14 protein-coding genes are annotated in these 20,353 nt (G+C 73.7%); 7 read left to right on the top strand and 7 right to left on the bottom strand.

Annotated elements, in window-relative coordinates:
- Positions 1 to 3 precede the first annotated feature (3 nt).
- The 3 genes from GL259_RS17595 (at position 4) to GL259_RS17580 (ending at position 4,192) form a co-directional block, all read left to right on the top strand.
- The gene (locus tag GL259_RS17595; RefSeq protein WP_159533897.1) at positions 4 to 735 is read left to right on the top strand and encodes a VOC family protein; all 732 of its coding nucleotides are present in this window, start codon (positions 4 to 6) and stop codon (positions 733 to 735) included.
- 307 nt (positions 736 to 1,042) lie between these two features.
- On the top strand, positions 1,043 to 3,421 hold the full coding sequence (locus GL259_RS17585; RefSeq protein ID WP_159533893.1) for a serine/threonine-protein kinase: 2,379 nt from the start codon (positions 1,043 to 1,045) through the stop codon (positions 3,419 to 3,421).
- A 219-nt stretch (positions 3,422 to 3,640) separates the two neighbouring features.
- Positions 3,641 to 4,192 carry a hypothetical protein gene (locus GL259_RS17580; protein ID WP_159533891.1) on the top strand — a complete coding sequence of 184 codons (552 nt, stop codon included), beginning with the start codon at positions 3,641 to 3,643 and terminating at the stop codon, positions 4,190 to 4,192.
- Between the two features lie 161 nt (positions 4,193 to 4,353).
- Here the strand turns inward: GL259_RS17580 and GL259_RS17575 are convergent, their stop codons facing one another.
- The 4 genes from GL259_RS17575 to GL259_RS17560 all read right to left on the bottom strand — a co-directional run bounded on the left by GL259_RS17575 (position 4,354) and on the right by GL259_RS17560 (position 9,918).
- Positions 4,354 to 4,554 carry a sigma-like protein gene (locus GL259_RS17575; RefSeq protein ID WP_159533889.1) on the bottom strand — a complete coding sequence of 67 codons (201 nt, stop codon included), beginning with the start codon at positions 4,552 to 4,554 and terminating at the stop codon, positions 4,354 to 4,356.
- A 256-nt stretch (positions 4,555 to 4,810) separates the two neighbouring features.
- Positions 4,811 to 7,768 (bottom strand): BTAD domain-containing putative transcriptional regulator, encoded by a 2,958-nt coding sequence (locus GL259_RS17570; RefSeq protein ID WP_159533887.1) that lies wholly within the window; start codon positions 7,766 to 7,768, stop codon positions 4,811 to 4,813.
- Between the two features lie 218 nt (positions 7,769 to 7,986).
- On the bottom strand, positions 7,987 to 8,382 hold the full coding sequence (locus tag GL259_RS17565) for a nitroreductase/quinone reductase family protein (protein WP_159533885.1): 396 nt from the start codon (positions 8,380 to 8,382) through the stop codon (positions 7,987 to 7,989).
- Between the two features lie 12 nt (positions 8,383 to 8,394).
- Positions 8,395 to 9,918 carry a CehA/McbA family metallohydrolase gene (locus GL259_RS17560; protein WP_159533883.1) on the bottom strand — a complete coding sequence of 508 codons (1,524 nt, stop codon included), beginning with the start codon at positions 9,916 to 9,918 and terminating at the stop codon, positions 8,395 to 8,397.
- Between the two features lie 386 nt (positions 9,919 to 10,304).
- Between GL259_RS17560 and GL259_RS17555 the strand changes: the two genes are divergently transcribed.
- The 3 genes from GL259_RS17555 to GL259_RS17545 all read left to right on the top strand — a co-directional run bounded on the left by GL259_RS17555 (position 10,305) and on the right by GL259_RS17545 (position 14,458).
- A complete protein-coding gene (locus GL259_RS17555; RefSeq protein WP_159533881.1) occupies positions 10,305 to 11,192 on the top strand; it encodes an LLM class F420-dependent oxidoreductase in 888 nt (295 codons plus the stop codon).
- A complete protein-coding gene (locus tag GL259_RS17550) occupies positions 11,189 to 13,777 on the top strand; it encodes a bifunctional FO biosynthesis protein CofGH (RefSeq protein ID WP_159533879.1) in 2,589 nt (862 codons plus the stop codon). Before GL259_RS17555 ends, GL259_RS17550 begins: the two co-directional genes overlap by 4 nt.
- Positions 13,778 to 13,888: 111 nt before the next feature.
- Complete coding sequence (locus GL259_RS17545; protein WP_166461514.1) at positions 13,889 to 14,458, top strand: hypothetical protein; 570 nt, start codon at positions 13,889 to 13,891, stop codon at positions 14,456 to 14,458.
- Between the two features lie 24 nt (positions 14,459 to 14,482).
- Here the strand turns inward: GL259_RS17545 and GL259_RS17540 are convergent, their stop codons facing one another.
- Entirely contained in the window at positions 14,483 to 14,995 is a 513-nt protein-coding gene (locus tag GL259_RS17540) for a DUF2165 domain-containing protein (RefSeq protein ID WP_159533877.1), read from the bottom strand.
- A 307-nt stretch (positions 14,996 to 15,302) separates the two neighbouring features.
- On the opposite strand from GL259_RS17540, the gene GL259_RS17535 reads away from it, so the two are divergent.
- The gene (locus tag GL259_RS17535) at positions 15,303 to 16,421 is read left to right on the top strand and encodes an ADP-ribosylglycohydrolase family protein (RefSeq protein WP_159533875.1); all 1,119 of its coding nucleotides are present in this window, start codon (positions 15,303 to 15,305) and stop codon (positions 16,419 to 16,421) included.
- Between the two features lie 30 nt (positions 16,422 to 16,451).
- Here the strand turns inward: GL259_RS17535 and GL259_RS17530 are convergent, their stop codons facing one another.
- Entirely contained in the window at positions 16,452 to 18,017 is a 1,566-nt protein-coding gene (locus GL259_RS17530; RefSeq protein WP_159533873.1) for a sodium:solute symporter family protein, read from the bottom strand.
- A 262-nt stretch (positions 18,018 to 18,279) separates the two neighbouring features.
- Positions 18,280 to 20,256: an MFS transporter gene (locus tag GL259_RS17525; protein WP_159533871.1), complete on the bottom strand. Its 1,977-nt coding sequence runs from the start codon at positions 20,254 to 20,256 to the stop codon at positions 18,280 to 18,282.
- Between the last annotated feature and the right edge of the window lie 97 nt (positions 20,257 to 20,353).

Below are 20,353 nucleotides of genomic sequence, written 5' to 3'. Positions count from 1 at the left end.
GGCATGGCCGAAAACAGGGTACCGGAGTACACGGAGGGCACCCCCTGCTGGGTGGACGCGCAGCTCCCCGACGTGGAGGCGGGCAAGCGGTTCTACGGCGAGCTCTTCGGGTGGACCTTCCAGGAGTGGCCCGAGCGTCCCCGGGGGACCGTCCGGGCGCTGAAGGACGGCGAGCCCGTCGCCTCCCTCGTGCACAAGACGGACGGACGGCTGCCCACCGTGTGGACGGTGTTCTTCGCGACCCCGGACGCCGAGGCGCTGTGCGGACGGATCCGCGCGGCCGGCGGGCAGGTCGTCTCCGCGCCGCTGCCGCTCGGCGACCTGGGCGTCACCGCGCTCGTCACCGACTCCGAGGGCGCCGTCTTCGCCCTGTGGCAGTCCTCCGGCCGCCCCGGCTTCGGCCGCCGTCACGAGCCGGGCAGCTTCGCCTGGGTCCAGCTCTACACCCGGGACACCGAGGCGGCCAACACCTTCTACGGGGGCCTCTTCCACGACGCCCTGTTCGGTCCGGACGCCGCCCCCGACTTCGGCCGCGCACCGGTCTCCGACGTCTTCCCCGTCGAGATGCCGCCCCACTTCCTCGTCCACTTCGCCGTCGAGGACCCCGCGGCCACCATGGAGGAGGTGACCCGGCTCGGCGGCCGGGTCCAGGTCCCGCCCTTCGAGACGTCGTACGGCACGGTGGCCGTGGTCACCGACAATCAGGGGGCGTCCTTCGCACTGCTGCGCCGCTGAACCGGCACGCTGAACCGGCACGGAGGGCCGGCGCACCGGACCGTCGCACCGAGCCGGCACCCCGGACCGGCGCACGGAGCCGTCGCTCCGAGCCCTCGCGCCGATCCGTCCACGGGCCGTGGCCCCGCCGGTCCGCCCATTGTGTCGTATGTAAACCTGGACACCCTATTTGTCGGCCGGTTCGCAACCGGGGGCCCGGACAGGAAGAATCGGGGTGCGTGCCGCCACGGCGGTGCGGTGGTGAGACGCTGCACTTCGGTCGCGTGCACAGGTGGTGGCGCGACTCGTACGGGGAGGTGGCAGGCAAGTGGTGGATCAGCTGACACAGCACGATCCGCGGCGTATCGGGCCGTTCGAGGTGCTGGGACGGCTGGGAGCCGGCGGCATGGGGCTGGTCTATCTCGCGCGCTCGGCGTCCGGGCGGCGCGTGGCGATCAAGACGGTCCGGACCGAACTGGCCGAGGACCAGCTGTTCCGGGTCCGCTTCACACGCGAGGTGGAGGCGGCCCGCGCGGTCTCCGGCTTCTACACGGCGGCCGTCGTGGACGCCGATCCGCGGGCCGCCGTGCCGTGGCTGGCCACCGCGTACGTCCCCGCGCCCTCCCTCGAGGAGATAGTGAACGAGTGCGGCCCGCTGCCGGCCCAGGCGGTGCGCTGGCTCGCGGCGGGCGTCGCGGAGGCGCTGCAGTCCATCCACGGCGCCGGACTCGTCCACCGCGACCTCAAGCCGTCCAACGTCCTGGTCGTCGAGGACGGCCCCCGGGTGATCGACTTCGGCATCGCCTCCGGCGTGTCGAACACCCGTCTGACGATGACGAACGTCGCCGTCGGCACCCCCGCCTACATGTCCCCGGAGCAGGCGAAGGACTCCCGCAGCGTCACCGGCGCCAGCGACGTGTTCTCCCTCGGCTCCACCCTCGTCTTCGCCGCCACCGGACACGCCCCCTTCCACGGCGCCAACCCGGTCGAGACGGTCTTCATGCTGCTGCGCGAGGGCCCGGACCTGGACGGCCTCCCGGACGAGCTGCGGCCGCTGATCGAGGCCTGCATGCAGATGGACGCCTCGGCCCGGCCCACCCCCGCCGACCTCCAGGCCCAGCTCGCCCCGCACCTGTTCGGCTCCGGCTCCGACGACAGCGGCACGGCCTCCGCCTGGCTGCCCGAGCGCGCGGTCAGCCTGATCGAGACCCGCCGGGGCGGCCGCCCGGCGCCCAAGCCCACCCACGGAGGGGCCCGCAGCGGCGGAGGCGCCGTCCGTCCGCACGTACCGCCCCCGCCCTCGCACGACCCCGTCGTCCCGCCGCCGCCCCCGTCCGTGCCCGCGCCGGTGGGGGTGCCCGCGGGCGCCCCCGACACCGGTCCCGTGCGGCTGGCCGGCGCCCCGGTGCCCATCGGCCCCGGCCCGCGCGTCGCCGAGGTCCGCGCCGCCGCCGTCAAGGCGCCCCCGCCCGGGGCCGCCCTCTCCGCCTCCTGGTCCAAGCCCCGCCCCGGCGTCAACGGCGCCGACCCGGCCGTACCGGCGACCGCGGCGCCCGCCGCCGCGCCGGAGCACCCGGCCGGCTGGCGGCCGTGGCGCTTCCGCATGTCCAACGACGTCTGGGGCACCCCGGCGGTCGACGGCGACCTCGTCTACGTCACCTCCTTCGAGGTGCACGCCCTCGACGTCGCCACCGGCCGGCGCCGCTTCAAGACCCGGGACGTCGCCTGGTCGATGGCGGTCGCCGACGGCCGTATCCACGCCTCCGACGGGCCCACCCTCTACGCCCTGGAGGCCCGCGAGGGCGGCGACCTGTGGCGGCTGTCCACCGACGCCTGGGTGTACTCGCTCAAGGCCGACCGCGGCACCGTCGTCACCGGCACGCGCGGCGGCGGCGTCCAGGCGTGGGAGGCGTCCACCGGCCAGAAGCTGTGGGAGGTCACCGGCTGCCAGACCGACTTCGAGTCCCCCGAGGCGGGCCCCGCCGTCCACGACGGCACCGTCTACGTCTGGCAGGACGCCCGCCTGCGCGCCCTCGACGCCCGCACCGGCGACGAGCGCTGGTCGTACCCCATCGGCGACGCGGCCTCCTGCGGCGGCGTCCCGGTCCGCCTCACCCAGGCCCCCGACGGCTACGTCTACGTCTCCGCGGGCACCCGCGTCCTCGCGCTCGACGTCGCCGGCGGACACGTCCGCTGGCACTTCGAGGCCCCGGCGGTCTTCCTCTCCCCGCCCACCTTCGTCCCCGGCCCGGCCGTCACCGGCGGCGGCGTCTACCTCGCCGACTACCTCGGCACCGTCTACGCCCTCGACGCCACCGACGGCCGCGACCGCTGGCGCATCGCCACCGAGTCCCGGGCCTCCGTCGAACCGGTCCTGGTCGCCGCCGGCCACGTCCACGTCGGCAGCGGCAAGGGCCTCTACACCCTGGACGCGGTCACCGGCACCCCCAAGTGGCGCTTCCAGTCCGGCGGCGACATCGTGGGCTCCCCCGCGGTCGCCGAGGGCCGCATCCACTTCGGCTCCACGGACCACCTCCTCTACACCCTCAAGGCCGACGACGGCCGCCTGAGGTGGAAGCTGGCCACCGGGGGCGAGATCACCGGCTCCCCGGTGGTGCGGGACGGCGTCGTCTACGCGTGCAGCAAGGACCGCTGCGTGTACGCCCTGGACGCGGAGAAGGGGACGGGGACGGCGCGCACGGCGTAGGCGGGCGCCGGACGGCCAGTGACCGGCGGGGTGACCGGCCGGTCGGTGACCGGTGGTGCGGGACGGCCGTCGTGCCGGTGCAACGGAAGGGGTCCGGACGGCGGCCGTCGCTGCGGGGAGCGGCCCGTTCGCCGCTCTCACCGCAGACGCTACGCCGGGTGCGCGACGGTCGCCAGACAGTGACATGCCCGTGACACGGGCTTCGTTAGTCTGCCGGGCATGAAGCACCGGGGGAACACACTCAGGCTCACAGCGGTGTCCGCACTCGTCGTCCTCACCCTCACCGGTTTCTCGACCGGCCGCGGCCACGGCGGCGGCAGCGGTGACGGCGGCGGGGGCGGCGGGTGCAGCAGCTCCAGCCAGAACCACGACTCGTCGTCGGGCTCCGGAAGCGGCTCGCACGGGGACGACGACCACGACTACGACTACGACTATGACGACGCCGCCGCCGGCGGTTCCGGCTCCGGATCCGGCTCCGGCGGCGGGAACCAGTCCTCCCTGGAGGACGCCACGGTGGAGCTGATCAGCTGCGCCGACGAGAAGGCCCCCTACGCGACCGTCGAGGTCACCAACCCCAACGCGGTCGGGGGCACCTTCACCGTGACCGTCGACTTCCTGGACACGGAGGGCGGACAGGTCACCTCCGGGCACGAGCAGATCGCCGTGCCCGCGAACGGCACGGCGACCGTCCAGGTGCCCGTGGACCACAGCGAGTACGTCGCACGGATCACCGACTGCGCCCTCGACCCGCTCGCCCCGGGCCTCCGCTGAACCCCGCCGGCGCACGGGGGCGATGTGCCCGTCCGGAGCCGGGAGGCGCGGGCCGGGCCCACGGCCACGCGCCCGCTGCCGCCCGCCGCTCCCGGACACGCCTCGGCCGCGGCGGCTCCCCCTCCGCGCCGCCGCGGCCGATCCCCGTGCGGGAAGGACGGCTACTTGCCGTCGAGGTCCAGGGCGGGCGGGGCGGGCATGTGGCTGTCCAGGGTGGTGATCGAGTCATCACTCGGCGGGGCCGGCATGTGGCTGTCCTGAGTGGTGGCCGTGCCGTCCTTCGGCGGGGCCGGCATGTGGCTGTCGAGCGTCGTGATGGCTTCGTTCTTCGCTTCTTCGTTGTTGCCGGCGGTGTTGCTCATAGCTGCAAGCCCCCATGAGATGGACGGAGCGACGGACGAGAGGCGCCTGTTCGGCAACTCCCCCGCGGGTCGCCGAACAGGCGTTGTGGGGTCGCTCACCCTACAGGTGAAGCCCCGGCGACCCGCCTGCCCCCCGACGCGACGGATCGATGAATCGAGAGTGGCAGCCACCCATAAACGTTCGATGAACGCCCCGCCCGCCTCGGGCCACCCGCCCGCCTCGGGCCACCCGCCCGCCTCGGGCCACCCGCCCGCCTCAGGCCGCCCCGACCGGCCGAAGGAGCGTCCGCAGCTCGGTCGCCTCGGGCGCCTCGGACCTCTCGTAGATGGTCAGCGCGTCGCGCCAGCACGCACGCGCGCGATCGGTCTGGCCGAGAGCGCTGAGCGAGCGTCCCAGGAGCGTGAGGATGTTGGCGCGCATCCAGTCCCCGCCGATGCTCCCCGTCGTCAGTGCCTGCTCGGCGTGCTGTGCCGCCTGAGCCGGACGGTGAGCCGAGAGGTGGACCTGGGCGATGCGGAAGTGCGTCGCCCCTTCCCACAGGCGCTGACGGTTCTCCACGAAGGTCTGGAGCGCGGTGGACAGCTCGCTCAACGCCTCGGTCTGACGTGCCGCGTGGCTGAGCGCGATGCCGAGGGCGTACCGGGCGTTGGCCAGCCGGAAGGTCAGCCCGAGCTCGTCGTAGATGGTGATTCCCTGGCGGACCAGGTCGATCCCCGAAGTGATGCGCCCCATGGACACGAGGACGCGTGAGAGGTTGCAGAGCGCGCTCGCTTCGCCGGGACGGTTGCCGTCGGACCGGAACGCCCTGATGGCTTCGAGGAGGTGGGCTTCGCTGACGGAGCGCTGGTTCCTGCAGTTGGCGATGATCCCCTGCTCGTTGTGGGCGTTGCCCCTCGTCCAGGGATCCCCGGTCCGGTTGCCGAGCTCGATGGCGCATTCGGCCTCTGTGCCCGCCTCGTCGAAGCGTCCGGCCCGGCTGAGGACCTGGGCGAGCGTCGTGCGTGCACGCCCCTCCGCGTGAGCGTCTCCCGCCGCTGCCGTGGCGTCCCTCGCGGCGAACGCGGCTGCCTCGTAACCGAGCGAACTCGCCCCTGATTCCGCCAGGTCCTTCGAAGCCAGCAGGAGATCGACGCCCCGTCGCAACGTGCCCGGTCTCAGGGACTGCCGGACGCACGCCAGGATGCAGGTGGACTCGGAGTGGAGCCAGTCCAGTGCGTTGACGTCGTCGCTGAACTCCATCCCCGGGAACCCGGTGGGCTCGAGGTGGTCCACGGTCCGGTCCCCCGGCCGCTCGATGGCGTACACCCTCGCCGCCGTGGCCAGGTAGAAGTCCAGCAACCGTGAGAGCGCCGCCTCCCGTTCGCTCGGCGGCCACTCGTCCCTCTCCGCGCACGCACGCGCGTAGAGCCGCACCAGGTCGTGGAAGCGGTAGCGGCCGGGGGCGGCGGACTCCAGCAGCGACGTGTCCACCAGGGACTCCAGCAGGTCCTCGGTGGCCTCCGGCGGCAGGTCCAGTACGGCCGCGGCCGCCGCCAGCGAGATGTCCGGGCCGTCCGCCAGGCCCAGCAGGCGGAACGCCCGGGCCTGGGCGGGCTCCAACTGCCCGTAGCCCAGCTCGAAGGTGGCCTTGACCGCCAGGTCGCCGGCCTGGAGTTCGTCCAGGCGGCGGCGTTCGTCCGCCAGCTTGGCGGCGAGGACCGAGACCGTCCAGGTGCGGCGGGACGCCAGGCGGGACGCGGCGATGCGGATCGCCAGCGGCAGGAAGCCGCACGCCGCCACCACGTCGAGCGCGGCCTCGCGCTCCGACGCCACCCGCTCCTCGCCCACGATCTTCGTGAACAGGGCCAGCGCCTCGTCGGGCGCCATCACGTCCAGGTCGATCAGGTGGGCCCCGGCGAGGTCCACCATCCGCACCCGGGAGGTCACCAGCGCCGCGCAGCCCGCCGTCCCGGGGAGCAGCGGGCGCACCTGGGCCGCGTCGCGGGCGTTGTCCAGCAGGACCAGGACCCTGCGGCCGTCCAGGACCGAGCGGTACAGGGCCGCCCGTTCCTCCAGGGAGTCCGGGATGGCCGAGTCGGCCGTGCCGAGGGCGCGCAGGAAGGAGCCCAGGACCGCCTCCGGTTCCGCCGCCCGCGCGCCGGCGCCCTGGAGGTCGACGTACAACTGCCCGTCGGGGAAGGCGGACCGGGCCTCGTGGGCCACGTGCACCGCCAGCGTCGTCTTGCCGACGCCGCCGATGCCGGCCAGCGCGGACACCGCCATCACCCGGCCCCCGGCGCCGGACGCCGACGCCAGCACCTCGCCCAGCTCCCGCACGAAGGAGGCGCGTCCGGTGAAGTCCGGCACCGTCGCCGGGAGCTGGGCCGGGCGCACCGGGACCACGGCCGACTCCGCCGCCGGTGCCGACGGTTCCGCCAGGCCCGGGTCGGCCTGGAGGATGCGCTGCTGGAGCTCCTGCAGGTCCGGGCGCGGGTCGACGCCGAGCTCGTCGGCGAGCAGGCGGCGCGTGTCCGCGTACACCGCCAGCGCCTCCGCCTGGCGGCCGCTGCGGTACAGGGCGAGCATGAGGAGCTCGCGCAGGCGCTCGCGCAGGGGGTGCGCGGCGGTCAGCGCCGTCAGCTCGGAGACCGCCTCCGCGTGGCAGCCCTGCTCCAGGTCCATGTCCAGCCGGGACTCCAGCAGCTGGAGCCGCCACTCCTCCAGGCGGACGCGCTGGGTCTCCGCGTACGGGCCCGGCACCCCGGCCAGCGTCTCGCCGTCCCACAGGGACAGGGCCCGGTCCAGCACCTCGCGGGCGTGGCACAGGTCCCCGGTGTTCCTCGCCTTCTCCGCCTCCGCGGCCAGTTCCTGCGCCGCCGCCAGGTCCAGCGCGCCCTCGCCCAGCCCGCGCACCGCGTACCCGCCGGACTCGCTGACCAGGATCCCGGGGTCCAGCACCTTCCGCAGCCGGGAGGCGTACGTGCGGACCGCGGCCAGCGCCTGCTGGGGCGGCTCCTCGCCCCACAGGGCGTCGATCAGCTCGGCCGCCGTGGCCGTACGGCCCTCGCGCAGCAACAGGGCGGTCAGCAAGGCACGTTGCTGAGGGCTGCCGGTGTTGACCGGCTCGTCGCCGCGCCAGGCGCGCACCGGCCCGAGCACACTGAAGCGCAGCGCCGCGGGCTCCGCCGGGGAGCCGGGACGCCGCTGCTCCGGCACTCGCGGTACACCGTCCATGCAGTAGTCCCCCTATGCGTCCTGAGCAACTACGCCAGTTTGCCTTGTTCCCGGCGGATGCGTCAGCCGTGCGAGACGGCGATCACACGGGCGCCGGGAGGTCCGCCACAGGGCCCTCACACGTTCTGCGCACACCTGCGCGCGGATGTCGCCGCCGCCTCCCGGCGTGACGTGCTCCCGGGTCGACCGGCCGACGGGGGCGGCTTGTTCCGCCCCGCTCAGCCGTCCAGGTCCACCCGCACCGTCAGCAGCCCCGCCCCGAGGGCCCGCACCGCCGTGCTGTCGAGGCGGGGCAGGGCGCGCAGCCGGGCGACGGGGTCGTCGTCGGGCAGGAGGCGGGCGGTGCCGGTGTGCCGGCGGCCCCGGATGCGCACCCGCACCCGGGGGTCCCCCTGGATGGTGCGGACGTACCGGGACCGTTCGCCGAACTCCGACACCAGCCGGAAGGAGTTCCCGGCCCGCCGCCCGCCCACCGGGGTCCGGCGGGGCAGGCCGGAGACCCGGCCCGTGGTCTCCAGGAGGGTCTGGAAGGGCAGCCGGCGCAGGACGGGGTTCCCGGCCCGGCGCTGGAAGGCCGTGACGGCCCGGTACTTGCGTTCGGCGCGCGGCGTCATGGTGCGGTGGGCCTACCCCCGGCCCAGGAAGATCGGGTTGGTGAAGGCGGCCAGGGCCCCCGGCAGCGGGCCCGCCGCCGTCTCGTGCCGCAACTCGGCGCGCACGTAGGCGGCGTACGACGGGGTGGTCCGCCACTCCACCACCCCCGAGCCGGACACCGGCAGCGGGGCGCCGGTGTGCAGGACGCCCTGGTCGGTGACGAGGCGGACCGTGCAGCGCGGGGCGCCGGAGACCTCCAGGCGGACGGTGACCGGGGTGTCCGCGTCCACCCGCAGCCGCTCGCCGATGCCGGCGTGTTCACCGCGCCCGCCGGACGCGGTGAAGGAGAGGGAGACCCTGCTGGACTCGGCGACGTAGGAACGCCCGGCGCGGAGGCCGTCCTGGACGGCCTCCCGGGTCAGGTCGTCGGCGAGGACGACGGTCTGCGGGAGTCCGACGACGTCCGGGTCGCGGTGGGCGTCGCTGTTGCCCATGGCCGGGATCCAGTCGCGCCCGTCCCGCACCGACGCGACCAGCATGCCGTCCCAGTCGGCGAGCGCCACCTCGTCGTCGGGCGTCCAGGGGCCGTTCCACACCTCCACGGCGTCCGCCTCGCCGAAGCCGAACTTCCAGTTGCAGCCGATGCAGGTGGCGTGCGGGTGGGCGGGGACGACCAGGCCGCCGGCGCGGCGGATCCGGCGGGCGAACCGGCCGAAGCGGTTGTCGCGGGCGCGGTAGCGCCAGTCGACGAAGGTGCCGGGGTCGGTGCCGATCGCCACCACGTGTCCGTTGCGGGTGGTGACCTCCTCGCCCAGCAGGACGAGCAGGTCGTCGCCCGCCGCCTCGGCCCAGTGGGCGTGCGCGGAGTGGGTGTTGTGCTCGGAGCTGTTGATGAAGTCCAGCCCGGCCGCGCGGGCGAGCGCGGCGATCTCGGCGGGGGTGCGGCGGCCGTCGGAGTACCAGGAGTGCAGGTGGCAGTCGCCCCGGTACCAGGCCCGCCCCCGCCCCTTGGCCCGCTCCGGCGGGTACACCGGCTCCACCGTCTCGCCGGGTTCGCCGTACGTCAGGGTGACGGTGATCTCGTACGACAGGCCCTGCGGGGCCACGGTGTACGGGCCCAGCGCGATGTGCCAGGTGCCCGCGCGCACCGGGCCGGGGAGGTAGCCGGGGGTGGCGTCGTCGGCGCGCAGGAAGAACTCGCTGCGCGCCCCGCCCGACCAGCCCCTGAAGCCCCGCCCGCCCAGCTCCGTGCCGCGCTCGTCGAAGACGCCGATGTCGAGGGCGTTGCCGGGGGTGCCGGCCGGCACGGCGGGTCTGTCGTAGGTGTAGGCGACCTTGATCTCCCGTACGCCGTCCGGCACGTCGACGGGGACGTACACGAAGTCGGGGGCGCCCGGCGGGAGGGTGCCGCGCACCGTCCTCGTCTCCCGGCCGCTCCTTCGGCCCTCGCCGTCCGCTGCGGAAGCGAAGCTCACGCTTCCCAACGTAAGCGCGGTGGCGGCGCCCGTCAGGAAAACGGCGCGTCGTCCGATCCCGGTGTGGTGCTCCTCGCACATGCTGCTGCTCCCAGGTGTCGTGTGGTGACAGGGCGTGGGTGGTGCAGGGTCGGTGCGGTGCAACCCTCGTATTGAGCGGTGAACTGCCGTACAAGGGAAGGGAATCAGCAGCAGGCCATGAGATTCGCCCGGTGCGCGCGGCTCCTCCGTCCGTCGACGGTCCGGTTCCGGCCGGGGCCTTGCGGAGGGGGCGGTCGCAACGGCCGCCGTGCCGCTCACCGCCGTGCTGACCGGGTGCGCGCCGCGCCGCCCCGGCCGGCCTCCACCGAGGAACCGGGAGGGGAACCGGAAGAGGGACCGCGAGGAGGGTCCCGACCGGTCGGTATGGACAGACGGGTCGGGCGGCGGTATTCATGGGTCCGTCGTCCGCGTACGAAAGGCCGCTCATGCGCATCGCCGTCACGATCTTCCTCACCGACGAGACGATCACCCCCGTCCGTCTCGCCCGTGAGCTGGAGCAGCGCGGGTTCGCCGGGCTGTACCTGCCCGAGCACACGCACATCCCCGTCGAGCGGACCACCCCCTACCCGGCGGGCGGGGAACTGCCCCGCGAGTACGGCCGCACCCTGGACCCCTTCGTCGCGCTCGGGCAGGCCGCGGCCGTCACCGAGCGGCTCGGGATCGGCACCGGCATCACGCTCGCCGCGCAGCACGACCCGATCGACCTGGCCAAGCAGGTGGCCACCCTGGACCACCTCTCCGGCGGCCGGTTCACGCTCGGGCTCGGCTTCGGCTGGAACGTCGAGGAGGCCGCCGACCACGGCGTGCAGTGGCGCACCCGGCGCGAGCTGGTCCGGGACCGGATGGGCCTGATGCGGGCGCTGTGGACGGAGGAACCGACCGCGTACGAGGGCGAGTTCGGCGCCGTCCGGGCCAGCTTCGCGTACCCCAAGCCGGTGCAGAAGCCGCGCGGCCCGGTCGTCGGCCCGCGCACGCTGGTCGGCGGGGCGGCCGGGCCGAAGCTGTTCGCGCACATCTGCGAGTACGCCGACGGCTGGCTGCCCATCGGCGGGCGCGGCCTGTCCGAGTCGCTGCCCGTGCTGCGCGCCGCCTGGGCCGACGCGGGCCGCGACCCGGCCGCGCTCCAGGTCGTGCCGTACGCCGTCCGCCCCAGCGCGGGCAAGCTCGCCCACTACGCCGAGCTCGGCATCGAGGAGGCCGTGGTGCAGCTGCCTCCCGCGGGGGAGGCGGAGGTGCTGCGGGCGCTGGACGCGTACCAGCCCTTCGTGGGCGAGGACGGTCCTGATCACCCCGAACGTATCCTCGAAGGATGACGACCTCCGCGACCCCCGGATCCGGCCGCCCCACCGAGAACTCCCTGCGTCGCGCCCTCAAACGCGCCCGGGACGGCGTCTCCCTCGACGTCTCCGAGGCGGCGGTCCTGCTCCAGGCGCGCGGTGAGCACCTCGAGGACCTGTCCGCCTCGGCCGCCCGGGTCCGGGACGCGGGTCTCGAGGCGGCGGGCCGCCCCGGTGTCATCACGTACTCGAAGAGCGTCTTCATCCCGCTGACCCGGCTGTGCCGGGACAAGTGCCACTACTGCACGTTCGTCACCGTGCCCGGCAAGCTGCGCCGCGCCGGGCACGGGATGTTCATGTCGCCGGACGAGGTGCTGGACATCGCCCGCAAGGGCGCCGCCGCCGGCTGCAAGGAAGCCCTCATCACCCTCGGCGACAAGCCGGAGGACCGCTGGCCGGAGGCGCGCGAGTGGCTCGACGCGCACGGCTACGACGACACCATCGCCTACGTGCGCGCGATCTCCGTCCGGATCCTGGAGGAGACCGGCCTCCTCCCGCACCTCAACCCGGGCGTGCTCACCTGGACCGACTTCCAGCGGCTCAAGCCCGTCGCGCCGTCCATGGGCATGATGCTGGAGACCACCGCGACCCGCCTGTGGTCCGAGCCGGGCGGCCCGCACCACGGCTCCCCGGACAAGGAGCCGGCCGTACGGCTGCGCGTGCTGGAGGACGCGGGCCGCTCCTCCGTCCCCTTCACCTCCGGCATCCTCATCGGCATCGGCGAGACGTACGAGGAGCGGGCGGAGTCGCTGTTCGCGCTGCGGAGGATCTCCCGCGCCCACCACGGCCTGCAGGAACTGATCATCCAGAACTTCCGCGCCAAGCCGGACACCGCGATGCGCGGCATGCCGGACGCGGAACTCGACGAACTGGTCGCCACGGTCGCCGTCGCCCGGCACGTCCTCGGCCCGTCCGCCTGCCTCCAGGCCCCGCCGAACCTGGTCGACTCGGAGTACGAGCGGCTGATCGCGGCCGGCATCGACGACTGGGGCGGGGTCTCCCCGCTCACCATCGACCACGTCAACCCCGAGCGCCCCTGGCCGCAGATCGACGAACTGGCCGAGAGGTCCCGGGCGGCCGGCTTCGAGCTGCGCGAACGCCTCTGCGTGTACCCGGAGTTCGTCCGGCGCGGCGAGCCCTGGCTGGACCCGCGGCTGCGCCCGCACGTGGCCGCGCTCGCCGACCCCGCCACGGGCCTGGCCCGCCCCGGCGCCCTCCCCGAAGGGCTGCCCTGGCAGGAGCCGGACGAGGCGTTCACCGCGACCGGCCGCACCGACCTGCACCGCACCATCGACACCGAGGGCCGCACGTCCGACCGCCGCGACGACTTCGACGAGGTCTACGGCGACTGGGACGCCCTGCGCGAGGCCGCCGCCCCCGGGATGGTCCCGGAGCGCATCGACACCGACGTGCGCGCGGCCCTGCGCACGGCGGCCGACGACCCGACGAGGCTCACGGACGCGGAGGCGCTGGCGCTGCTGCACGCGGACGGCCCGGCGCTGGACGCCCTGTGCCGGGTGGCGGACGACGTGCGGAAGTCGGCGGTGGGCGACGACGTGACGTACATCGTCACCCGCAACATCAACTTCACCAACGTCTGCTACACCGGCTGCCGCTTCTGCGCCTTCGCGCAGCGCCGCACGGACGCCGACGCGTACACGCTCTCGCTCGACCAGGTGGCCGACCGGGCGCAGCAGGCCTGGGACGTGGGCGCGGTGGAGGTCTGCATGCAGGGCGGCATCCACCCCGACCTGCCGGGCACGGCGTACTTCGACATCGCGAAGGCGGTGAAGTCCCGCGTCCCCGGCATGCACGTGCACGCCTTCTCCCCGATGGAGGTGGTGAACGGCGCGACGCGGACCGGCATGCCGGTCCGCGAGTGGCTGACCGCCGCCAGGGAGGCGGGCCTGGACACCATCCCCGGCACGGCGGCGGAGATCCTCGACGACGAGGTCCGCTGGGTCCTGACCAAGGGCAAGCTGCCGGCGTCGACCTGGATCGAGGTGGTCACCACGGCCCACGAGCTGGGCATCCGCTCCTCGTCCACGATGATGTACGGCCACGTCGACCAGCCCCGCCACTGGCTGGGGCACCTGCGCACCCTGGCCGGCATCCAGCAGCGGACCGGCGGCTTCACCGAATTCGTCACCCTCCCCTTCGTGCACACCAACGCGCCCGTCTACCTGGCCGGCATCGCCCGCCCCGGCCCGACGGTCCGCGACAACCGGGCGGTCACGGCGATGGCCCGCCTGCTGCTCCACCCGTACATCCCCAACATCCAGACGAGCTGGGTCAAACTGGGCGCGGAGGGGGCGGCGGAGATGCTCCGCTCCGGTGCGAACGACCTCGGCGGGACGCTGATGGAGGAGACGATCTCCCGCATGGCGGGTTCCTCCTACGGCTCCTACAAGTCCGTCAAGGACCTGATCGCGGTCGCGGAGGCCGCCGGCCGCCCGGCGAAGCCCCGCACGACCCTGTACGGGGAGGTCCCGCAGGAGCGCCGGCGCGCGGCGGAGGCCTCGGACGGGCACCTGCCGGAGCTGCTGCCGGTACTGGACTGAAGACGGCCGGGAAGGCGCCGGGGCAGGGATCCTGACAGGGGCTGGCAGTAGGATGATCCGACCCTCGGTTTCGGGGGTCGGAGACTCCGCAGACCGAGGAGATGCGTACCGGTGCCTGCCCGTCTTCCTTCGTGGGCCTGGGTGACCGGGCTGACCACGGGGGCGATAGCCGCGGTGGCCGTCCTGGCGGTACAGGCCGACCAGGGGACGAAGCCCACCGCCGCCACGAGCCGGCCGAGCGCGTCGGCGACGGCGGACGCGAAGCCGTCCGCCGGGCCGGAGAAGGAGAAGGAACCGGCGGCGGTGCCGGCCGACTCCGGCACCGGCCGCCGGATCGTCTACTCCCTCGGCCAGAAGCGGGTGTGGCTGGTCGACGCCAGCGACGCCCCCCGCCGCTCCTTCACGGTGTGGCCGGGAACGGTCTCCCCGGACCCCGGCTCCTACACGATCGGCACCCGCACCGAGGCGACGACCGGCAGCGACGGCGTGGAGGTCGAGCACATCGTCTACTTCGCCGTGAAGTCCGGCGTCAACGTCGCCTTCTCCAACGCGGTCGACGGCTCCTCGCCCCCGCCCGCGGCCCCCGACGCGAAGACCGGGGGAATCCGCGTGGGCAAGGGCGACGGCGAGGCCCTGTGGGCCTTCGGCACGGCGGGGACGACGGTCCGGGTGGTGGAGTAGCCCCGCCGGTCGCGCGGGGGCCGGTCAGGCGGCCGCCCCCCGGTCGCCCTGCGCCCCCGGCAGGTGATTGACCAGCAGCACCACCCCGCTGAGGACGAACACCCGCGTCGCCGCGTCCAGGCCGTTCCAGTCCTCCGACTGCCACATCGCGAACCACTCGCCGCCTATGGCGATGAAGCCGGCGCCGAAGAGCAGCATGGTCATCAGCAGGCCGTAGGTGGAGACGCGGCGGGCGCGCGGGTGGTCGCGGCGGGCCCAGAGCCAGGTGCCGTACACCAGGACCAGCGCGGCGACCGTCTCCCAGACGATGATCGCGACGTAGGCGGCGTCCTGGAGCCCCTCGTTCGTGATCGCCCGCCACATCAGGTCGTCGTCCTTGAACGTGGTGTCCATGGCCAGGACGTGCCGGACGAACTGCTGGTTCGTGCCGAAGTCCGTGATGTTGCCGAAGGCGACCAGCGCCATGTAGAGGGCGACGGAGGCGGTCAGGAGCGTGGCGGCCAGGGAGAGCGCGCCGCGTGAATTGGTAGTGGTCATGTCACGTTCCTTCCCCGCGCCGTCCGTCGCCTCCCCCGCGCGCCGGGACGGAATGGGGCGCGTCCGGTTCCGGGGGCGGGGGACGCCCGCGGGGCGCGTCGGCGGCGCACGCCGACGCGAGCGCGGGAGGCGGCCGGACGCCGTCCCGGCCGGGTGACCGACGCCGGCGAGTGACCACGTGCGGCCGGGTCCGGCCGCTTCGGTCACATCCCCCTGCCCTCTCCTGCCTCTCCGCCCCTGAACCGACCGTCCCCGTTCGATTACAGTGCTGCCCGTCGTACGTACGGACGGTGCCTGGGAGGTCTGGGTGGGTGCGACTGCCGGGCCCGTGTGGGGGCGCCGTGAGCAGCAGGACTTCCGCAGCCGGGTGCGCGGGACGCTGCTCGGGGTGGCCGTCGGGGACGCGCTGGGCGCGCCGGTGGACGGTGTGGCCGCCGACGGGATACGGGAGGCGTACGGCGCCGGGGGCGTCACCGATCTCGCCCCCGCCTACGGCCGCCGCGGTGCCGTCACCCACCACACCCAGCTCACGCTCTTCTCCGTGGACGGCCTGATCCGCGCCCAGGTGCGGCGCGACACCGGCGCCTGGCACCCGCCCACCGACCTGCACCGGGCGTACCTGCGCTGGGCCGCCACCCAGCGCGACTGGGGCCCGGACGAGCGCCGCAAGGAGGACGGCTGGCTGGCCCGCGAGGAGTGGCTGTACGCCCGCCGCGGCCCGGCCCGCGCGCTGCTGCTCGGGCTCGGCGACGAGACGATGGGAACGCTCCAGGCCCCCAAGAACCCCGGCGAGGCGGGGCCGGAGGCCGCCGCCCGTTCCGCGCCCTTCGGGCTGCTCGTCGGCTGGGAGCCGCAGCTCGTCGCCCAGCTCGCCGTGGAGTGCGCGGCGCAGACCCACGGGCACCCGGTCGCCTGCCTCGCGGCGGGCGCGTACGCCGTGGTCGTGCACGCGCTGGCCCGGGGCGAGAGCCTGGACGCGGCGGTGCAGCGGGCGCTCGCGCTGCTGGCCGCGCGGCCGGGGCACCAGCCGGTGTCGGACGCCCTGCAGCACGCGCTGGGGGCCGTGCGGCAGGGGATGCCCACCCCGGACCGGGTGACGGAGCTGATCGGCGCCGCGACCGCCGAGGGCGTGGTGGCCGCCGCCGTGTACTGCGCGCTGGTGGGGGAGGACGTACGGCACGGGCTGTGCCTCGCCGTCAACCACGACGGGCCCAGCGCCGCCGCAGGTGCGCTGACCGGCGGCCTGCTCGGCGCCCTGCACGGCGAGACGGCCCTCCCCCCGGCCTGGCTGGCCGAGCTGGAGGGCCGTCCCACGATCCTGGAGCTCGCCGACGACTTCGCCATGGAGATGACCCAGGGACCCGCCCTGCACGGGCCCGCCGGATCGTCCCCCGCCTGGCTGGCGCGGTACCCGCGAGGGGCCTGAGACCCCCGGGGGCCCCAGGCCGTCACCGGCTCAGTCCTTCACCGGCGCGGGCGCCGTGCCCTCCGCCGGGGCCGGTACCGCGGCCGCGGCCGAGCCGTCGTCGCCGTCGTTGTTGACCCGCTCGATGACCGACAGCCGCTCCGGGGTGTCCTCCGGCTTCACGTAGCCGATGAGGACGTACAGGACCAGGGAGACGGCCAGCGGGATCGAGACCTGGTACTCCAGCGGCACGCCGCCGTCGACGGCCCAGTGGATCGGGTAGTTCACCAGCCAGAAGGCCAGCAGGCCCGCCGCCCAGCTGGTGAGCGCCGCCGTCGGGCCGGAGCGGCGGAACGGCCGCAGCAGGCCCAGCATCATCGGGATGGCGATCGGGCCCATCAGGCCGGCCACCCACTTGATGACGACCGTGATGATGTCCTTGAAGGTCGGCGAGTTGACCTGCGTCGCCACCGCCATGGACAGGCCGAGGAAGACCACCGTGGTCACGCGGGCCGCGAGCAGGCCCGAACGCTCGCCCCACAGCCGGGCCCTCGCCGACAGCACCGGCGCGACGTCACGGGTGAAGACGGCCGCGATGGCGTTGGCGTCCGAGGAGCACATGGCCATGGTGTGGGAGAAGAAGCCGACGATGACCAGGCCCAGCAGGCCGTGCGGCAGCAGTTGCTCGGTCATCAGGGCGTAGGAGTCGGAGCCGTCCGTCTTCTGGGACTCCACCAGCAGCGGCGACATCCACATCGGGAAGAACAGCACCAGCGGCCAGACCAGCCACAGCACCGCCGACAGCCGCGCCGAGCGCTCCGCCTCCCGCGGGTTGGGGGTGGCCATGTAGCGCTGGGCCTGGTTGAGCATGCCGCCGTTGTACTCGAACAGCTTGATGAAGAGGAACGCCAGCAGGAAGATCGTGCCGTACGGCCCGACCAGGGGCTTCTCGTGCCCCTGGAGTTCGGGCCGGTCCCAGACGCCGAAGAAGCCCCCGTAGTCGCCGAGTTCGACCACCACCGCGACGAACATCGCGATGCCGGCGAGGAACTGGATGACGAACTGGCCCAGTTCGGTCAGCGCGTCCGCCCACAGACCGCCGATGGTGCAGTAGACCGCCGTGACCACACCGGTGATGAGGATGCCCTGGTTGAGCGAGACACCGGTGAACACCGACAGCAGGGTGGCGATCGCCGCCCACTTCGCGCCCACGTCCACGATCTTCAGCAGCATGCCGGACCAGGCCAGCGCCTGCTGGGTCCTCAGGTCGTAGCGGTTCTTCAGGTACTCCAGCGGGGACGCCACGTGGAGCCGGGAGCGCAGCCGGTTGATCCGCGGGGCGAACAGCTTCGACCCGATGGCGATGCCGAGGGCGATGGGGAAGGACCAGGTGACGAAGGACGTCACACCGTAGGTGTAGGCGATGCCCGCGTATCCGGTGAACATCACCGCGCTGTAACCCGACATGTGGTGGGAGATGCCGGAGAGCCACCACGGCATCTTGCCGCCGGCCGTGAAGAAGTCGCTGACGTTGTCCACCCGCTTGTGCGACCAGATGCCGATGGCGACCATCACGGCGAAGTAGCCGATGAGCACCGCCCAGTCGAGACTGTTCATGTCCCCCCTTCCAGGGTCCGCCTTGTGAACTCCACTCAGCTGGTTGGCACTTCGCCTGAATGGGGTAGGGGCGAGGAAGGCCGCGAAGTGCCCGCTCATCGTGGGTGGGGTGGTGTGGGCGCGACAAGGAAGCGTCAGGTCAAGAGGAAGTAAAAATGTTCGACTAGGTGACCTTGGTTCATCTACGTGAACGAAGCAGGGTCACGGCGACCGCGTCGCGGACCCGGGGAAGGGTGCCGTGGGACCGGCCGGACGGGCCGTCTCAGCGCAGCTCGTCCGGGCAGGGCGTGCCCCGCTCGCCCCACTTGTACGGAGCCGCCAGGCGGTACGTCCCCGGCTCCGGCGCGAGCAGCATCGTCCACCTGTCGCCGTTCGCGTCCTCCTCCGTCTCCATCAGGCAGCCGTGGACGTTCTCGTACGTCTTCGGCTCGCCCTCCGGGCGGTTCTCGGACGCCTCCGTCTCCCGCGGAGGCTCCAGCGCCTTGCCCTCGGCGTCGACGAGGCCCAGCCACGGCGAGTACGGGACGCGGACCAGGATCCGGCCCGCCTTCTCCACCCGCAGTGTCCACTCACCCTGATCGGCCCGCTCCACGACCGCGTTCGGCTCCGCCAGCGGGGTCGGGTCGTCCACCTCGAACAGCTGCCAGTTGGCGTCGCCCCAGATCTGCTTCAGGTACGGCAGCCCGCGCTGCACCAGCTCCCGCTCCCGCTGACCGCCGTCACCGTCCGGCTCGTCCTTCGGCAGCACCACGAAGTGCACGCCCCAGCGCTTCAGCCACTCGTGGTAGTTCGCCGAGTTGAGGGTGTCGTCGTAGAAGAGCGGGTTGCGCTCCATGTCGGCCTGCCGGTTCCAGCCGCGGGCCAGGTTGACGTACGGGGCGAGGGCGGACGCCTCACGGTGCGAGCGGGCCGGGACGACCTCCACGCGGCCCCGCTCGGCGCCGACCTCCTGGAGCTCGTTCACCAGCGGCGCCAGCTCGCGCGCCCAGGACGCCCGCGGCGTGGTGTGCACGACGTCGTCGACCGACTTGAAGCCGATCCAGCCGGTGAAACCGACGAAGGCGACGACGATCGCGTACCACTTGAGGGTCCTCGGCACCGCGAACGGCAGCGCGGCCACCAGCGCCACGCCCGCGAACAGCATGGCGAGCCGGGTCATGTTGGAGCCGATCTGCGAGCTGATCACCCAGACCAGCACGATCCCGAGCCCGTACACCGCGGCCGTGATCCGGACCGTCCTCCACTCCCGGGGCACCAGGACGTACACCAGGACCGAGTACAGCAGCGGCAGGATCACCGAGCCGATGCCCATCGGCTGCGTCCCGGAGAACGGGAACAGCCAGGCCGACACCGCCACCACCGCACTGGGCGCCAGCCCCAGCGCCCACGCCCCCGGCCGGCGCTTCTGCAGGAACAGCGCCACCGCCACCAGACCCACGAACAGCCCCGCGACCGGCGAGGACATCGTGGCCAGCGCCGCCAGCGGGGCCGCACACAGCGCCTTCGCCCACCGCTTGTAACGCCACCGGTACGGCCAGCAGAAGACGACGGCGACCGCACCGAGCGCGAACATCGTGCCCAGTCCGAACGTCACCCGCCCCGAGGCCGCGTTGCACAGCAGCGCGAACACCCCCGCGAGCGCCGCCCACAGCGGATCGCGCGCGACGGGCCTCCCCCCGCTCGAGCGGAGCCGGGAGCGGGGGAGGCTGCGCACGAGGATCAGGGTCAGCAGCCCCGCCGACACCGTCCCCGCGATCATCATCGTCGTCCGCACCCCGAGGAGCGACATCAGGTACGGCGACACCACGCTGTACGACACCGGGTGCATGCCGCCGTACCAGGCCAGGTTGTACGCCGAGTCCGGGTGCCGGCCGACGAACTCGGCCCACGCGTCCTGCGCCGCGAGATCGCCGCCGCTGTTGGCGAACGTGAAGAACCAGACGACGTGCAGGAGGCCGGCGAGCCCGGTGACGGACAGCACGGGGTGCCGCAGCACACGGTCGCGCACGGCGAGGACGGCGGCCCCGAGACGGGGAGCGCGCCCCGTACGGGGCGTACGGGGCGCCGTGCGGTCAGGGGCGGAGGCCGAGGGGGCCGTGGAGGCCGTGGGGCTCACGGAAGCGGCGGGGGCCGTCGGGTCCTCCCGCTGCTGCGCGTCGGGGACGCGTATTCGCGGGCCGGTTCCCGCTCCCGGTTCCGGCTCGGCGTCGTCGGCGCGTGTCGGCTCCGCAGTGGCCACCTGAAGGCACTCCCCGTGTCCCGTCTCCTGTTCGCGGCCGCGTCCCGTCCGCCGTGTGTTCCACCGCGCCCCGGTGACCGGCGGCCTGCCCGTTTCG

Source organism: Streptomyces sp. Tu 3180, assembly GCF_009852415.1.
In the GTDB taxonomy this organism is placed as follows: Bacteria; Actinomycetota; Actinomycetes; order Streptomycetales; family Streptomycetaceae; genus Streptomyces.
This window is presented reverse-complemented; position numbering and strand designations above follow the sequence as displayed.

What these genes read in the sequence shown, in the direction of transcription:
- GL259_RS17595 (WP_159533897.1), top strand. Translation starts at nt 4, where the DNA reads ATGGCCGAAAACAGGGTACCGGAGTACACGGAGGGCACCCCCTGCTGG.
- GL259_RS17580 (WP_159533891.1), top strand. Translation starts at nt 3,641, where the DNA reads ATGAAGCACCGGGGGAACACACTCAGGCTCACAGCGGTGTCCGCACTC.
- GL259_RS17575 (WP_159533889.1), bottom strand. Translation starts at nt 4,554, where the DNA reads ATGAGCAACACCGCCGGCAACAACGAAGAAGCGAAGAACGAAGCCATC.
- GL259_RS17570 (WP_159533887.1), bottom strand. Translation starts at nt 7,768, where the DNA reads ATGGACGGTGTACCGCGAGTGCCGGAGCAGCGGCGTCCCGGCTCCCCG.
- GL259_RS17565 (WP_159533885.1), bottom strand. Translation starts at nt 8,382, where the DNA reads ATGACGCCGCGCGCCGAACGCAAGTACCGGGCCGTCACGGCCTTCCAG.
- GL259_RS17560 (WP_159533883.1), bottom strand. Translation starts at nt 9,918, where the DNA reads ATGTGCGAGGAGCACCACACCGGGATCGGACGACGCGCCGTTTTCCTG.
- GL259_RS17555 (WP_159533881.1), top strand. Translation starts at nt 10,305, where the DNA reads ATGCGCATCGCCGTCACGATCTTCCTCACCGACGAGACGATCACCCCC.
- GL259_RS17550 (WP_159533879.1), top strand. Translation starts at nt 11,189, where the DNA reads ATGACGACCTCCGCGACCCCCGGATCCGGCCGCCCCACCGAGAACTCC.
- GL259_RS17540 (WP_159533877.1), bottom strand. Translation starts at nt 14,995, where the DNA reads ATGACCACTACCAATTCACGCGGCGCGCTCTCCCTGGCCGCCACGCTC.
- GL259_RS17530 (WP_159533873.1), bottom strand. Translation starts at nt 18,017, where the DNA reads ATGAACAGTCTCGACTGGGCGGTGCTCATCGGCTACTTCGCCGTGATG.